14 protein-coding genes are annotated in these 15,228 nt (G+C 63.9%); 8 read left to right on the top strand and 6 right to left on the bottom strand.

What is annotated here, in order from left to right:
- Window positions 1-212 precede the first annotated feature (212 nt).
- Complete coding sequence (locus HMPREF3162_RS06965; protein ID WP_070574806.1) at window positions 213-1,046, bottom strand: DsbA family protein; 834 nt, start codon at window positions 1,044-1,046, stop codon at window positions 213-215.
- Between the two features lie 99 nt (window positions 1,047-1,145).
- Entirely contained in the window at window positions 1,146-2,852 is a 1,707-nt protein-coding gene (locus tag HMPREF3162_RS06960) for a serine/threonine-protein kinase (RefSeq protein WP_070574808.1), read from the bottom strand.
- 128 nt (window positions 2,853-2,980) lie between these two features.
- On the opposite strand from HMPREF3162_RS06960, the gene HMPREF3162_RS06955 reads away from it, so the two are divergent.
- Entirely contained in the window at window positions 2,981-4,546 is a 1,566-nt protein-coding gene (locus HMPREF3162_RS06955; protein WP_070574811.1) for an alpha,alpha-trehalose-phosphate synthase (UDP-forming), read from the top strand.
- A complete protein-coding gene (gene otsB, locus HMPREF3162_RS06950) occupies window positions 4,543-5,367 on the top strand; it encodes a trehalose-phosphatase (RefSeq protein WP_070574813.1) in 825 nt (274 codons plus the stop codon). The genes HMPREF3162_RS06955 and otsB overlap by 4 nt, the downstream gene beginning before the upstream one ends.
- 48 nt (window positions 5,368-5,415) lie before the next feature.
- On the opposite strand, the gene HMPREF3162_RS06945 is transcribed toward otsB, so the two are convergent.
- Window positions 5,416-6,420, bottom strand: a complete 1,005-nt coding sequence (locus HMPREF3162_RS06945) for a LacI family DNA-binding transcriptional regulator (RefSeq protein WP_070574815.1) — start codon at window positions 6,418-6,420, stop codon at window positions 5,416-5,418.
- Between the two features lie 2 nt (window positions 6,421-6,422).
- Complete coding sequence (locus HMPREF3162_RS06940) at window positions 6,423-7,415, bottom strand: LacI family DNA-binding transcriptional regulator (protein ID WP_070574816.1); 993 nt, start codon at window positions 7,413-7,415, stop codon at window positions 6,423-6,425.
- Between the two features lie 115 nt (window positions 7,416-7,530).
- On the opposite strand from HMPREF3162_RS06940, the gene HMPREF3162_RS06935 reads away from it, so the two are divergent.
- Window positions 7,531-8,214 (top strand): ABC transporter ATP-binding protein, encoded by a 684-nt coding sequence (locus tag HMPREF3162_RS06935; protein ID WP_070777440.1) that lies wholly within the window; start codon window positions 7,531-7,533, stop codon window positions 8,212-8,214.
- 23 nt (window positions 8,215-8,237) lie between these two features.
- Window positions 8,238-8,936: a lipopolysaccharide kinase InaA family protein gene (locus HMPREF3162_RS06930; RefSeq protein ID WP_070574819.1), complete on the top strand. Its 699-nt coding sequence runs from the start codon at window positions 8,238-8,240 to the stop codon at window positions 8,934-8,936.
- A gap of 3 nt (window positions 8,937-8,939) precedes the next feature.
- Here HMPREF3162_RS06930 and rlmB read toward each other — a convergent pair whose 3' ends face one another.
- Together rlmB and cysS are read right to left on the bottom strand one after the other, a co-directional pair.
- Window positions 8,940-9,887 carry a 23S rRNA (guanosine(2251)-2'-O)-methyltransferase RlmB gene (rlmB, locus tag HMPREF3162_RS06925; protein ID WP_070574821.1) on the bottom strand — a complete coding sequence of 316 codons (948 nt, stop codon included), beginning with the start codon at window positions 9,885-9,887 and terminating at the stop codon, window positions 8,940-8,942.
- Window positions 9,888-9,889: 2 nt separating this feature from the next.
- Window positions 9,890-11,320 carry a cysteine--tRNA ligase gene (cysS, locus tag HMPREF3162_RS06920; protein WP_070574822.1) on the bottom strand — a complete coding sequence of 477 codons (1,431 nt, stop codon included), beginning with the start codon at window positions 11,318-11,320 and terminating at the stop codon, window positions 9,890-9,892.
- A 216-nt stretch (window positions 11,321-11,536) separates the two neighbouring features.
- On the opposite strand from cysS, the gene HMPREF3162_RS06915 reads away from it, so the two are divergent.
- The 4 genes from HMPREF3162_RS06915 (at window position 11,537) to HMPREF3162_RS06905 (ending at window position 15,183) form a co-directional block, all read left to right on the top strand.
- Window positions 11,537-13,150, top strand: coding sequence for a sodium-dependent transporter (locus tag HMPREF3162_RS06915; RefSeq protein WP_070574824.1), 1,614 nt, complete (start codon window positions 11,537-11,539; stop codon window positions 13,148-13,150).
- Window positions 13,147-13,266 carry a methionine/alanine import family NSS transporter small subunit gene (locus HMPREF3162_RS11405; RefSeq protein ID WP_019175780.1) on the top strand — a complete coding sequence of 40 codons (120 nt, stop codon included), beginning with the start codon at window positions 13,147-13,149 and terminating at the stop codon, window positions 13,264-13,266. Before HMPREF3162_RS06915 ends, HMPREF3162_RS11405 begins: the two co-directional genes overlap by 4 nt.
- 124 nt (window positions 13,267-13,390) lie before the next feature.
- Complete coding sequence (locus HMPREF3162_RS06910; protein ID WP_070574826.1) at window positions 13,391-14,485, top strand: S-(hydroxymethyl)mycothiol dehydrogenase; 1,095 nt, start codon at window positions 13,391-13,393, stop codon at window positions 14,483-14,485.
- Window positions 14,482-15,183, top strand: coding sequence for an MBL fold metallo-hydrolase (locus HMPREF3162_RS06905; protein ID WP_070574828.1), 702 nt, complete (start codon window positions 14,482-14,484; stop codon window positions 15,181-15,183). Before HMPREF3162_RS06910 ends, HMPREF3162_RS06905 begins: the two co-directional genes overlap by 4 nt.
- Window positions 15,184-15,228: the final 45 nt, after the last annotated feature.

The raw sequence follows: 15,228 nt of genomic DNA, 5'->3' as shown, positions 1-15,228 counted from the left end.
CCACTACGTGTCCACGATTTGCGGGTAACCCCAACCCCCTGTTTGCCTCACACGGTGCTTACTGCTGGTGTCCGCCTACTTCCTACAATCGTATGTACGGTGTTGCAGCGCACAGCGATAGTTCCTGTCTTCTCGTAATTGCGTAGGAGGTATAGCACCCACAACCCAGGTTCATGTAAACCTCATCGGGAACAACCGCAGACCGCCCTCACTCACTTCTTCTGAGCTTGGAGGATTTCAGCGAAGAACGACTGCTGGTCGCTCCAGTCACCGACGTTTTCGCCGTTGACCTGCACCGTCGGAGTGCCCTTGAGCCCGTTGTTGAGGGCTTCCTTCGTCGACTGGGTGACATAGTCCTCAAACTGGATGTTGTTCACGCAGTCCGTGACGGTCACATCATCCTCAGCGGTGTTGATCTTCTTGTCGACGTCGACTCCGGCTTCCTTGGCCAGGTCGAGCATCTTCTGATCATCAAGACCCGTTGCGCCCTCTTCGGGCTGCTGGGAGAACAGGCCGAGCGACAGTTCCTGGAACTTATCGGCCTGGCCGGAGTCGACAACACACATCATGAGGTTGGCCGACCGGGTCGAGTACTTTGTGCCGCCGGACCGGTTGTCCAGCAGCGCCACCGGCTGGAAGGTCAGCGAAATATCGCCGTCATCGGCGAGCTTTCCAAGCCCCTTGCCGTTGAGGGCTTCGAACTGCCCGCACGCAGGGCACTGGTAGTCGAGGAACACCTTGACATTTGGCGCGCTGTCCTTTGCGTCCTTGCTGTCTTTGCTCGGGTCCCCCGTCAGCGCCACACCGTCGCCGTCTTTGACGAACGTCACCGAGCCGTCGCTGTAGCCCTGCGGCTGGTCAGCCGGCCGTGTGGACTGGTAGATGAGAACACTCACCACGACTATCACCAGGACCACCACGAGTGCGATTCCGATGAAGAGCACACGCTTGGCTGTCTTCTGCTTGCGGGCCTGCGCTTCGGCAATCTGCCGCGCCTTTTCACGCGCGGCCGAACGGCGGTCAATGTTCGACGGTTTCTTCGCCATGTTTCTCTGCTGTTCCTCCGGTTGAAGATCTCACCGACAATCCTACTTGCGCCTAAGACCGCAGGCGCACATCCTCCCTGGGAAAAGCACCGGGATCAGCTATGTCAGCTGCGGAATGGAGTCCACGGCCTCCGGCGCCAGCGGCCACGGGTCGAAGCTGTCGCCGGCCAGCACTCCAGACAGGAGAAATGCGGCGGCGATCAGCAGAACCACGCCGATGATCAGCCCGGCCAACCTCGATGACCCCGTACACCGGTCGAAGGCAAGCCGTGTTCCCAAACGCAGCATCTGCGAACCCGGTCCCCTCCACAGGACGAACGTGTACACAACCGAGGCGAGGAACAGTTCGAATGTAACCGACATGGGGCCGTCACCCAGCTCAACGAGGTTCAGGTGAGCCAAAATGAACGTCGCCAGGCCAGCCATAAGGGGCAGAATCGTCGCGAAGACACTGAGGAAGACGGAACTGAAGAACGCACCCGGCGCGTGAGACACGAAATCCCACTTCCCGCTGCCGGGCCCTTCGTAGAGGCGGCGCCTGCGCGCAATGATGTGCGCCTTGCCGAACGTGCGCGCCAACACCTGCCACAGGTAGGAGACCACCACCAGAATCAGGGGCGCGAACACCGCCGCCGCCATGCCCAGCATGACAGCGCCGAAAGTCGGGAAACGACCGCGGACCGGCTTGTCCGGCACCGGCTGCCCGAAGCCCGCATTCGGATAGGGCTGCTGCTGCGCGATTGGGCTAACGCCCTGGTGCGGCACGACGGGTGCCGGCGAATGCGGCTGATAGGGAGCAACGGCAGTCTGATGTGCAGCGCCCGGCTGGGGCGAATAGGGCCGGTGGGCAGGCTCCAGCGAACCGTGCACCGGAGGCTTCCACTGAGGTGCCGCCGGCTGCTGGCGCGGGAAAACCTCCGTGCGGGCCACCGCCTCCGGCTGCACCCTTGTCTGGTCTTCTGAACCCGGACCGGGGTCTGGCTTCTCTTCTGAGCCCCGACCGAAGTCTGGCATCCGCCCCTCTTCGACGTCGATGAGGGCGCCGAGCAGCTCGTCCCCCGTGGGACGGTCTTCCGGTTTGGGCTGCAGCGCAGCTCGGATGATGGGATCAAAGCGCTCCGGGCAGTCTTCGAGATCAGCCCGTCCAGTCGCCACCCGGGCAATGACCGCATCAATGCCGCCTCCGCCGAAGGGATTGCGGCCCGTGGCGGCAAAGGCCATCGTCGCTCCCCAACCCCACCAGTCAGTCGACGGTGACGAGTCTCCCCCTTCGACCACCTCGGGAGACAGGTATCCGGGAGTTCCCATGACCAGACCGGTCACCGTGACGGTGACCTCGTCAACAGCCTGTGCAATCCCGAAGTCGATGACCACGGGCTCACCATCGGAGATCATGACGTTGGCCGGTTTGAGATCACGGTGGACAACACCGGCGGCGTGCACGGCTTCGAGCGCATCCAGCAGCGCGTGTCCGAAGTGCACCAGCTCGGGCTCGGTGAACGGACCGCCTGAGCGGACGTCTTCAAGCAAAGTTGCGCCGGACACGAACTCCGTGACGATATACGGGCGCTGAGCATCAAGATCAGCATCGAGGACGGCAGCAATCCGCGGATGCGATATCCGCTGCAGTGTGCGAACCTCACGGGCTAGCCGCAAGCGCGAAGGTTCGTCGTCCGCGATGCTGGGATGGAGGACTTTTACGGCAACGGGCCGGTCGTGCTCGTCATAGCCCTTGTACACAACGCCCATACCGCCTGAGCCGAGCTTTTCGCCCAGGCGGTAGCCGCCAACTGTCTGCAGATTCATCAACAACAGGGTAGACGAATTCAGTAGGATGGTCTGCAAGTCCCGGATCTCCGCACAGGATTCGCACCGCGCACGCAGGGTCTGCCCGTCGCCGCACCGCCGAACTCTGCGGTCGAGTAAGGAGCACAGTGAAACGCCTGCACGCCGCCGACCAGCTGCCCACCATCGACCCACCCGCGCAGGGCCCGGAATTCCTCGTAGTGGCCAACCGGCTGCCCATCGACCGGGACGATTCCGGTGACGAACCCGGCTGGAAGACCGCTCCCGGCGGTCTCGTAACGGGACTTGCACCCGTTGTGCGCCGAGCCAGCGGAGCGTGGATCGGCTGGCCGGGAATCACCGACACCGACGTTGACCCCTTCGAACACGACGGAATGCACCTGGTGCCGGTGCGCCTGAGCTCTGACGACTTTCGGATGTACTACGAGGGCTTCTCCAACGGCACCCTGTGGCCGCTGTTCCACGACGTCATCGCACCGCCTGCATTCCACCGCACGTGGTGGGACAAATACCTCGACGTCAACACCCGCTTTGCCATCCGCACGGCCGAAACCGCCGGCAGAAACGCAACCGTGTGGGTGCACGACTACCAGCTGTTCCTGGTCCCCCAGCTGCTGCGCTCCATGCGCCCGGACGTCAGCATCGGCTTCTTCCTCCACATTCCATTCCCGCCGGTGGAGCTGTACAGCCAGCTGCCGTGGCGCTCTGAGATCCTGCGCGGAGTCCAGGGTGCGGACCTCATCGGCTTCCAACGGCCCACGGATGCAGCGAACTTCCGCCGCTGCGTGCGCAAACACTCCGGCTTCATCACCAAGGGCGACGACATCACCGTCACCGCCGACCCGGACCTCGGAACCGAGGAACACACCGCACGCGCTGCCCACTACCCCATTTCGGTCGACACGGAAGCCCTCATAGAACTGGCCGGCGACCCTGCAATTCAGGCTCGTGCACAGGACATCCGCCGCGAACTGGGAAATCCGGACATCGTCATCCTCGGCACCGACCGCATGGACTACACCAAGGGTCTGCGCCACCGCCTCAAAGCCGTTCACGAACTCCTCCGCGAGGGCCGCCTGAACAAGGACAAGGTCACGTTCGTGCAGATCGCCACCCCCAGCCGCGAAAGGCTCGACCACTACAAGCAGATCCGCACGGAGGTCGAACTGGCCGTCGGCCACACCAACGGTGAATTCTCCGGCCTGCACAACCAGGTCATCCACTACTTCCACCACTCTTTTCCCCGCGACGAAATGACGGCCTTCTACCTGGCGGCAGACGTCATGCTCGTCACCCCGCTGCGCGACGGCATGAACCTCGTGGCCAAGGAGTACGCGGCCTGCCGCACTGATGATTCCGGTGCGCTCGTGCTCTCGGAGTTCGCTGGGGCTGCCGATCAGCTGACCCAGGCCGTGCTCATCAACCCCCACGACATTACGGAACTCAAAGACGGCATCATGCGCGCCGTGGGCATGGAAGTGCGCGAACAGCGCCGCCGGATGCGGCCCATGCGCAGGCGCCTGAAAGACGAAACCGTACACACGTGGGCAGGCAGCTTCCTGTCGGACCTGGCCAGCATTGCCGGCACGGAGCCCGTTCCGCTGGAAACTGCGGCCATCAGCTTGGATGCGGTGCGCGAGGGACTGGGCTCAGATGAGGTTTCGGGTGAGCACAGCGACGGAAGCGCACGATGAGCCGGCTGAAAGACGCGCTTTCGCAGGCGGCCCAAGCGAATCTGCTGCTGGTCGCACTGGACTTCGACGGTGTGATGGCTCCGCTGGTGGACAACCCGTACGAATCCCGCGCCCTGCCGGAATCACTCAACGCGGTAGACCTGCTGGATCGGCTGCCGCGCACGTGGACGGCATTCGTCACCGGCCGCAACCTCGACAATCTGCGCTCGGTTGTCACTCCCCCAGACAACACTCTGCTGTTCGGGGCCCACGGGGCCGAGGTGTCGGTCCCCGATGCGGCCGCGGTTGAAAAAGCTGCCGTACCCGGCAGCGGAGAGGATCTCTCCACGCGCGAAATGCGGGTCCTCGACGTCATCGACACCGCCCACGAAGAACTCGATTCGCGCCTGAACCACACCGGGATCTCCGGCATGTGGCTTGAGCGCAAACCGCTGGGCCGGGCGTTCCACACGCGCGAAGTCGAACCCAAGGGCGCCGAAATCGTTCGCAGAACCCTCGACGAACTGTCAGCCGAACTTGACGATGTGCGGATTGTCCACGGTCACGACATCGTCGAATTCAGTGTGCGCAGCACAACAAAGGGTGACGCGATCGACCAGCTGATGCGGGCCACACGGGCCGACGCGGCCATCTACATGGGCGATGACACAACTGACGAAGACGCCTTCCGCCACCTCAACCGCTACCCCGGCGGGCTGACCGTCAAAGTGGGCCAGGGTGCGACGGAAGCCCGGCTGCGGGCAGAAGACCCGCGCGAGGTGTCCCGCGCGCTCGCCCATTTAGCCAGCGCCCGAGAACGGGAAGTGTCACGGGAGGCCTGACGGCACCTCGGCAGTGGGCAGGTTCCGGTCAGCGGCGGGCCAGCTGAGTCAGCGACGGGCCAGCGGCGCATCCGAACTGCGCAGAACGAGCTCGGGTTCGACCCAGTAGGCCGGCAGCGGATCGACCGGCCCGGCCATGAGCCGCTCGATTTCGCGCACGCCCGTGCTGGCCAGCTGCTCCCAGTCGAACGTGACCTGAGAGACCGGCGGATTGAACACATCGGCATCCGGGACATCGCCGACGGCCAGAAACGACAGATCGTCAGGCACCCGCAGGCGCTGCCGCTGGGCCGCTTGGAGGAAGCCGACCGTCAGATCCGGCGACGCGCTGATGACGGCAGTGCACTTGGTGTCCAGTAGCTGCTGCGCAGCCTGCGCACCGGCGAGCACACCGGGGTCGGAGACAACAACCGGAGCCTGTTCCCGGGTACCGGTGATGAACAGCAGGTCAGCCATCGTGGTTCGAAAAGCACTCACGCGGGAATTCTTCGCGGAGTCCTCCGGCACAGCCAAGCCGATCCTCGTGTGCCCCAGCTGCACAAGGTGGCGCACAGCGGTCTCAATGCCGACCGATGAGTCCATGATGATCTGCGCGAAACCGGTGTGCCGGGCGTGGGAAATGCGCAGCATGGGAAGTTCGGTGCTCGCCAGCTTCTCCGCTTCACCCGAAGCGGGCCCGCCGCCGACGACGATCACCCCGTGGACCCCAACGGCTGAGAGCAGTTCGTAGGTGGGAGGAAGACCGGGGTCGGTGACCGCTTGAACGGCAACGTGGCCGACGGCGAAAATGCGCTTGGTCAGCTCTTCTATGAGGGTGGTGAACGGCTCGATGTCCGGCCCGATGGGCGCTGCCGTGACCACGGCGATCCGCTTGACATCGGGGTCAGCCGGCACCTTCACGCCCAGGGTGCGCAGGGCGATGTCGACAGCCCTGCGGGTTTTCGGCGCAACTGACGCCGAACCGCGCAGCGCCCGTGAAGCAGTGGCCTGAGATATTCCCGCCGCCGTGGCGATCTGCTGCAGGGACACACCGGAAAGTTCGTACTGGGTCACGCTCACCTCCTGACTGCCGCGGTCGAGGCGCGGGCCAGCAGCCGAGGCCGGAAATTCGGGGGAACCGCCATCGGCGGCGAACCGTCCAGAATGTGCAGGGCCGCCCTGGCAAGTGCCTCCGCCAGACTGTCGGTGTCATAGGACAGGACGGTTGCCGGCGGGTTCGTAAACCGCATTGTCGACGAATCGCCGATGCCGATGACCGACAGGTCGCGCGGCACGCTGAGACGACGACGGCGCATGGATTCAAAGACTCCGTACATCTGCAGGGCACTCTGCGTAATGACTGCCGTGCAGGCGGCATCGCGCAGAACCAATGCGGCCTCGACACCGCCGGCGAAGGTCTTTGGGACTGCCGCAATCCAATCGTCGAGGTTGGGGGCGATCGCCGCAGCCGGGTGGAGAGCTTCGAAGTTCTCCTTGAGGATCTCCGCGAGCTCTCCGACGTCCTTGCACACCAGCCCAATACGGCGGTGCCCCAGATCGTACAGGTGGTCGAAAGCCAGCTGCATGCCCGCGCGCACATCGATATCAGCCGCAATATCGTCGCGGCCGACCATTCTTCCGTCGGTGCGCACAGCACTGCTGCGCCGCCCGGGCTGGGAGAACCGCACCACAGGCACATCGACATCGAGTTCGGTGAAGGTGGGTGTGACGATGACAGCCGCTCCGGCGTTCAGGCACGCACTCAGCTCGCGGCCTTCAGCATCGAGATACGGCGTCATGACGGCATGGCCGGCACGCTGCAGGTGGGCGATCGCAGCCCGCGCGACGTCCGTCTGCCAGTGTTCGGGATTCTCCGGCAGGCTCACCGCAGCAAACTGACCCGCGGCAGCGCCGAGCAGAGTGGAGCGCTGATAGCCGACGTCGTGAACCGCACGCATCACCTTGGCGCGCGTTGCCTCTGCAACAGTGTCCCGACCGCCGAGCACGCGCGAGACAGTCGAAACCGACACTCCCGCCCGCTCAGCAACGTCTTTCAGCCGAACACCCATACGGCGAGTCTACGGCAGGGCGCAGGGAGATCAGCTCCCCTTGCGGTAGTGTTGTCCCTGGTGGCAGCCGCCCACCGCGGCTTTGCGCCACGCTGCTCAATGACGAAAGGCACCAATGGCACGGGTCGTCCTCACAGGTCTCACGCACCGCTATCCGTCGACTGTGACAACGACAATCGACGACCTCAACCTCGATGTTCCCAACGGTGAACTGCTCGTGATCCTCGGCGGGACCGGTTCGGGCAAAACCACCCTGCTGCGGCTGATCAGCGGGATGGAAACGCCGACTGCCGGGACCATCGCATTTGACGGAGAAGACGTCACCAAGCTCAATGCCCCTCAGCGTCACGTTGTCATGGCCTTTGAGAACTACGCCCTGTACCCCCACATGACGGTCGCCGAAAACATGGCCTTCGCGCTGCTGCTGTACGGCGAAACCCACGAGGGCGCTATGGAGCGCGTCCGCGCGGTGGCCAGCCGCATGGGACTGCAAGACCTGCTCGACGCCACCCCGGACGAACTGACCGGAACACAGCGCCACACCGTCGCAATGGCACGCGCGGCGGTACGCCGACCGGCGGTGTTCCTCCTGGACGAACCGATGGGCCGACTGCCCCACGACACCCGCGAAGAGACGACCGCAGCCCTTGCAGACCTGCAGCGCACAATCGGCATCACGGCAATCGTCGCCACTCGCGACACACAGCTTGCACTCGACATCGCCGACCGAATCGCCGTGCTCGAAAACGGCAGGATCACGCGGCTCGGAACGCCAGACGAGCTGCGCGACTTCCTGTGACAGGCGTGCGGGGTGCGCGGGGCGTGCACATCGCTGCTGTTGACGATGACATCCGCGAGCGCCTTGCGACCCTGCCGTGGGACAGACCCCTGGCCCAATGGGACGGTGTGCAGTTCGGTTCGCTTGGCCTGTCGCGCCACACCGTCCGTGCAGTGGAGTGCGGGCAGGCTGAGGCGCTGGCTGAAACGCTGATCATAAAGGAAACAGACGAGGGCAGAGCCGGTGACGAATACCGACTGCTGTGCTCCCTGCGGGACGCGGGCCAGCCGGCGGTCCGCCCACTGGGGGTCGTCACCGGCCGCACCACCCCGACTGCGGGAGCACTCATCACCCAGCGGCTGACACCGGCCGCCCGCTATGACGAAATCCTGCGCGACGGGCCCCGTTCAACCGCCGCGCACAGCGTGGTCGACGCCTTTGCCGGGCTCCTGGCCCGCCTTCACCAGGCCGGGTTCTTCTGGGGCGATGCCGCTCTGTCAAACACGCTGTTCTCACCTGGGCAGGCCGGGTACACCGCGTGGCTTGTCGATGCAGAAACCGGTGAGCTTCACCCTCGCCTGTCCGATGGCCAAACAGCGCACGATCTTCAGCTGGCGCGCCTCAATATGGCGGGTGAGCTCTACGCCAGCACAAGCACCGCTGCCGAGGCGGATGCCGCCGCGGTGCGCGCACTCGACTCCCGCTTGGCGGAGACGTACCGGTCCCTGGTTGGGCAGGGCTGACTCTCAGGCGCCGGGTTCGGCAGGAGCGCTGCGCAGACCGCGGGTGCGTGCGATTTCGTACAGCGACACCGCCGCTGCGACACCGGCGTTGAGCGACTCTGTTGCCCCGGCCATGGGGATGGACACGATCTGGTCGCAGGTTTCGCGGATGAGCCGCGACAGGCCCTTACCCTCTGAGCCGACCACCAGGCAGACGGGTTCGGTGCCCAGCTGCAGTTCCGGCAGGTCGACTTCACCGTCCATGTCGAGGCCGAGCACGAACACGCCCTGCTTTTTGAGTTCGGCGAGCTCGCGAGCCAGGTTGACCACCTGGGCCACTCGGATGCGGGCGGCGGCCCCGGCCGATGTCTTCCAGGCGCCGGCGTTCATTGCGGCAGAGCGGCGTTCGGGGATGATCACCCCGTGTCCGCCGAAAGCGGCGGCTGACCGGATGATCGCTCCGAGGTTGCGGGCGTCGGTGATGCCGTCGAGCGCCACGAGAAGCGGTTTCTGGACTTCTGCGGCTGCTGCGTCCAGCAGGTCCTTCGGCGTCGCGTACTCATACGGCGGCAGGACCAGGGCGAGCCCCTGGTGGACTGCCCTGTCGGTCATCCGGTCGAGTTCATCGCGGCTTGCCTCCAACAGCGGCACTCCGCGGTCAGCGGCAATTGCGATCGCATCGCGCACACGGTCGTCGGAATCTGCTCCGCGCACAATGTAGAGCGCTTTGGCCGGCACGCCCTCTCGGAGTGCTTCGAGCACCGAGTTGCGCCCGGCAACCGTGTCAGCACCCTGTTCGCCTTTGAAGCGGCGGGAGTTCTGTTTTCCCTGCTGACGGCGCTGCCGTTCGAGCTTGGCTTTGTGCGCTTTGTGGTACACGCGGTCTTCGGCCTTTGGGGTGGGGCCTTTGCCCTCCAGCCGACGCCGCCCGTGACCGCCCGTTCCCTTGCGCGGACCCTTTGCCTTTGCCATATTCAGTCCTTTATCTGGTAGCGGTAGCCGTCAGCGGTGTCTTCGACGACTATGCCGGCTGCCGCCAGCTGATCGCGGATCGCATCAGCCACTGCCCAGTTTTTGTTCGCGCGCGCCTCAGCGCGGGTGCGCACGAGCTCATCGACCAGCTGGTCAAGAGCCTGCGCGGTTGACGAGGATTCTCCACCCTCAGCCCAGGTGGACGAACTCGGGTTGATGCCGAGGATGTCGAGCATGAGCTCCACCGAGGTGAGCACCCGGGCGAGTTCGCTTCGGTCTCCGCCGTCGAGCAGGCGGAAGCCTGCACCCACCTGGTCGAACACAACGGCCAGGGCCTTCGGAATGCCGAGGTCGGCGTCCATTGCCTGCGCGAAGGCTTCCGGCACAGCCGTCGAGGTGTCGCGGAAGGTCGGCACTGCCGGAGCCTGGTCACCGAGCTCCTGACGAGCGCGGGCAATGAAGTTGCGGATCCGCTCCAGGGCCGGGGCCTGCCCCTCGACCAGTTCTTCTGAGAACTCCAGCACGGACCGGTAGTGCGCGGTCGACAGGAAGTAGCGCACCAGCAGCGCCGAATGACCGTCGAAGAGGTCGTGGGCGAAGATCGAATTGCCCAGCGATTTCGACATCTTGTCCCCGCCGACGTTGAGCAGACCGGAGTGCATCCAAATGCGGGCAAAGCCATCGCCTGCCGCAGTTGACTGGGCGAGCTCGTTTTCGTGGTGAGGAAAGCGCAGGTCCAGCCCACCGCCGTGGATGTCGAATTCGGCGCCCAGGTATTTGGTCGACATTGCCGAGCACTCGATGTGCCAGCCCGGCCTGCCGCGACCCCACGGGGTCGGCCAGCTGGCTGTGATGGGATCGCCGTCCTTGTGGCCTTTCCACAGTGCGAAGTCGCGCGGGTCGCGCTTGCCGCGGACCTCGGCATCGGTTTCGGCCATGTCGTCCAGGCTCTGGTGCGTCAGCGCACCGTACTGGGGCCAGGAGCGAGCATCGAAGTACACGTCCCCGCTGCCGTCTTCGGCCGCATAGGCGTGGCCTGCGTCAATCAGCCTGCCGATCAGTTCGATCATTTCGGTGATGTGGCCGGTGGCCCGAGGTTCATAGGACGGGTGCAGAACGCCGATCCTGTCGTATGCGGCAGTGAACACCTGCTCGTACTTGTAGGCGTGGGCAAACCAGGGGCGGCCCTCTTCTGCAGACTTCTGCAGGATTTTGTCGTCGATGTCGGTGACATTGCGAACCAGCAGAACATCGAGTCCGCGGTAGGTCAGCCAGCGCCGAAGCTGGTCGAACACGACAGCCGAGCGCATGTGGCCAATATGGGGCGCACCCTGAACGGTCGCACCGCACACGTAGATCCCCACCCGTCCGTCGCAGACCGGTACGAGGGGTTCAAGGGAGCGGGACTTGGTGTTGTACAGCTGAATTGTCACGGCTGACAGTCTAGCCGCCATGCGCCGCCAGCGCGGGGATGGCGTCACCGCAAGCGGTGAACACAACAGGCCTTCGCACCCATCCCGCAGTCGTTGTCAGCGACAGTCTGAGAATCACAAACTGGCAACAGTCTGAAAGCAGCCTGGACGAACTATGATATTCGTCACTCATTCGTTTAAAGTTTTCCCATCATCGCAACAAACAAAGGTGTTTCTATGTCAACTCAAGCACCCCCTCAGGGTGAAAAGCGGCAGGTTTTCGTCAGCCGCAGCGCTTTCATCTTCGCTGCAGTCGGCTCCGCGGTCGGTCTGGGCAACATCTGGCGCTTTCCCTATGTCACCTACGAAAACGGCGGCGGAGCGTTCATCCTCCCCTACCTCGTCGCACTCATCACGGCAGGTATTCCGCTGCTCTTCCTGGACTACGCAATAGGCCACCGATTCCGGTCGTCCGCACCCCTGGCCTTCCGGTCCATGAATCGCGCAGCCGAACCCATCGGCTGGATTCAGGTGGGCATTGCCACCGTCATCGCCATCTACTATTCAGCGATCATCGCCTGGGCGGCCAGCTACGCATGGTTCTCCCTGTCAAAGGCGTGGGGCGATGACCCCGAAGGCTTCCTCTTCGGTTCGTACCTGCAGCTGGACGAAGGCGGCCTGCCGACAGCAGACATCGTGCCGGGCGTGCTCGGACCGCTCATCGGCGTGTGGGCAATCACGCTCATCATCCTTCTGCTTGGAGTGCAGGACGGCATTGCCCGCTTCTCCAAGGTCTTCATTCCGCTGCTCATCGTCCTGTTCGTGGCACTCGTCATCCGCGCGCTCACCCTAGAGGGCGCTATCACCGGCCTTGACGCCCTGTTCAAACCGGACTTCTCCCAGATTGCGCAGCCGAGCGTGTGGATCGCCGCATACGGTCAGATCTTCTTCTCGCTGTCCGTGGCCTTCGGCATTATGCTGACCTACGCTTCGTACTTGAAGAAGCGCACCAACCTCACCGGCTCCGGCCTTGTTGTCGGCCTGTCGAACTCCGCGTTCGAAATCCTCGCGGGCATCGGCGTGTTCGCCGCGCTCGGCTTCATGGCCCACGCCGCTGGAAGCGATGTGAGCGAAGTCGCCGCCGGCGGTGTCGGCCTGGCATTCGTCGTGTTCCCGCAGATCATCTCCGAAATGCCCTTCGGTGAGATCTTCGGCGTGCTGTTCTTCGTCAGCCTGATCTTTGCGGGTCTGTCCTCGCTGATCTCGCTGGTGCAGGTGCCGATCGCGGCAGTTTCGGACAAGCTCGGCATTTCACAGCGCAAATCCACCGGCTTCATAGGCGGCGGCATGGCGCTGGCAGCAGTCGTCGGCTTCGCCACCACCTCGGGCCTCATCACGCTGGACACGATCGACTACTTCGTCAACAACATCGGAATCGTCGGCATCGCCATCATCGCGATCATCACGGTCGCCTGGATTCTGCGCCGCCTGCCGTTCCTGCGCGACCACCTCAACGCCGTGTCGTCGTTCAAGCTCGGCAAAGTGTGGATGGTCTTCGTGGGCATCATCACCCCGGTTGTCCTGGTCGTCATGCTCATCCAGGTCATCCAGACGACGATCAAAGAAGGCTACGAAGGCTATCCGCAGCTGACCCTCAACCTGCTCGGCTGGGGCGTCCTCGGACTCATCGTCGTGGTGTCGCTCGTCCTGTCGATCACCCCGTGGCCGCGCAAGAGCCTCGAAAAAGTCGAACGAGCACAGGCCGAGTTCGAACAGCAGCTGAACGAGCCAGCCGCAGCTGCAGAAACCCAGGCTGCCGCACCGAACAACGAGAACGGAGTTACCCCATGAGCGCATCCGCAGTCATCATGATGCTCATCGCCATCATCACCGTCTGGGGCGGTCTCGGAGCCGCAATCCTGCATCTGAAGGCCCACCCTGACGAAGCGGCCGGCGACATCGACTGACCTGTCGCCGCACGCTGACTGAAACAGGGCCGGGCTTGGCACACAGCGAAGCCCGGCCTTTATCTGTGCGCAGTTTTCGGTAGCGTGGGACTTGACACATCAACGACTGCTTATAGGAGTCAGCATGTCCCAGACCGTGAAGGGCATTGTCGCTTTCGCAAAAGAAGAACCCGCACAGCTTGTCGACATCGTCATCCCCGACCCCGGTCCGGGCGAAGTCGTCGTCGACGTTAAATCGTGCGGCGTGTGCCACACCGACTACCTCTATCGCCAGGGTGGAGTCAGTGACGACTTCCCCTTCCTGCTGGGCCACGAGTCCGCCGGTGTTGTCAGCGCCGTCGGCGAAGGCGTCGTCCACGTTGAGGTCGGCGATTTCGTCATCCTCAACTGGCGTGCCACCTGTGGTGAATGCCGCGCCTGCAAGCGCAATGAGCAGCAGTACTGCTTTGCCACCCACAACGCCAAGCAGAAGATGACGCTGACCGACGGCACGGAACTCGAAGCCGCTCTGGGCATTGGGTCCTTTGCCGAGAAGACCCTCGTTGCCGAACGCCAGTGCACCAAGGTCAACGAAGGCGATCCGGCGGTGCTCGGCCTTCTGGGCTGCGGCGTCATGGCGGGAATCGGCGCTGCTATGAACACCGGTGAGGTCACACACGGCGATTCCGTGGCGGTCATCGGCTGCGGCGGTGTGGGCTGTGCCGCCATTGCCGGTGCGAAACTGGCGGGTGCCTCCACCATCATCGCAATCGACTTCGACGACAAGAAGCTCGCCGCGGCCGAAGACCTCGGAGCCACGCACAGCTTCTCGTCGAAGGGCATGAGCGAAGACGAAGTCGTTGAAAAGGTCCAGAGTCTCACCGGCGGGTTCGGTGCAGATGTCGTCATCGACGCCGTGGGCCGACCTGAAACCTGGCGCCAGGCGTTCTACGCGCGCGACCTCGCCGGAACGGTTGTGCTGGTGGGCGTACCGACCCCGGACATGGAGCTGACCGTTCCCTTCATCGACATGTTCGCCCGAGGCGGCAAACTCAAATCCTCCTGGTACGGCGACTGCCTGCCAGAGCGCGACTTCCCCATGCTCACCGAGCTTTACCGGCAGGGTCGCCTGCCGCTGGAGAAGTTCGTCACCGAGCGGATCGGCATCGAGCAGGTCGAAGACGCCTTTGAGAAGATGGCACAAGGAGAAGTCCTTCGATCGGTTGTGGAGTTCACATGACAGACAGCACCGTCCGCATTGAGCGGCTCATCACCTCGGGAACCTTTTCGCTCGACGGCGAAACCTTCGACGTCGACAACAACGTGTGGATTGTCGGCGACGATTCGACCGTCGTCGTCATCGACCCGGCGCACAGCCCGGATGCCATTGCCGAAGCCGTCGGCGAGCGCGAAGTCAGCGCTATCCTCCTGACCCACGGCCACGACGACCACATTCGGTACGTCTTCGACGCTCAGGCCAAGCTCGGCGACCCGCCGATCCTGCTCAACCCCGCCGATTCCGTGCTGTGGGACCAAGTGTTCGAGGACCGTCAGCCCACCGGACGGATCGATGACGGCGACACCTTCACGGTGGCCGGTCTGCGCCTGAGCGCGATGCACACACCGGGCCACTCCCCCGGCTCCACGTGCTTCTACATTGCCGAAGGCCTCACGGGTGCCGGACTGCCCGAAGACGTTCGGGGAACCACTCCCGCAAACGCCGAGGTGCCGGTCCTCCTTTCCGGTGACACTCTGTTCAACGGGGGCCCGGGAGCGACAGGACGGTCGCATTCGAGTTTCGACACGATCATCGACTCGATCCGGCAGCGGCTTTTCGCCCTGCCTGAAGACACGATTGTGCTGACCGGACACGGTGATTCCACCAGCATCGGCGCGGAAAAGCCGCATCTGCAGGAATGGATTGAACGCGGTCACTGAGCCGCTGCGACACATCACCGCGGGGCCGGGCGCTTTAAGCGCCCG

The sequence above is a fragment of the Brevibacterium sp. HMSC07C04 genome (genome assembly GCF_001815905.1).
Classification (GTDB): Bacteria; Actinomycetota; Actinomycetes; order Actinomycetales; family Brevibacteriaceae; genus Brevibacterium.
This window is presented reverse-complemented; position numbering and strand designations above follow the sequence as displayed.

Coding starts and splice junctions, on each gene's coding strand:
- HMPREF3162_RS06965 (WP_070574806.1), bottom strand. CDS start 1,046: ATGGCGAAGAAACCGTCGAACATTGACCGCCGTTCGGCCGCGCGTGAA.
- HMPREF3162_RS06960 (WP_070574808.1), bottom strand. CDS start 2,852: ATGAATCTGCAGACAGTTGGCGGCTACCGCCTGGGCGAAAAGCTCGGC.
- otsB (WP_070574813.1), top strand. CDS start 4,543: ATGAGCCGGCTGAAAGACGCGCTTTCGCAGGCGGCCCAAGCGAATCTG.
- HMPREF3162_RS06940 (WP_070574816.1), bottom strand. CDS start 7,415: ATGGGTGTTCGGCTGAAAGACGTTGCTGAGCGGGCGGGAGTGTCGGTT.
- HMPREF3162_RS06935 (WP_070777440.1), top strand. CDS start 7,531: ATGGCACGGGTCGTCCTCACAGGTCTCACGCACCGCTATCCGTCGACT.
- rlmB (WP_070574821.1), bottom strand. CDS start 9,887: ATGGCAAAGGCAAAGGGTCCGCGCAAGGGAACGGGCGGTCACGGGCGG.
- HMPREF3162_RS06915 (WP_070574824.1), top strand. CDS start 11,537: ATGTCAACTCAAGCACCCCCTCAGGGTGAAAAGCGGCAGGTTTTCGTC.
- HMPREF3162_RS11405 (WP_019175780.1), top strand. CDS start 13,147: ATGAGCGCATCCGCAGTCATCATGATGCTCATCGCCATCATCACCGTC.
- HMPREF3162_RS06910 (WP_070574826.1), top strand. CDS start 13,391: ATGTCCCAGACCGTGAAGGGCATTGTCGCTTTCGCAAAAGAAGAACCC.
- HMPREF3162_RS06905 (WP_070574828.1), top strand. CDS start 14,482: ATGACAGACAGCACCGTCCGCATTGAGCGGCTCATCACCTCGGGAACC.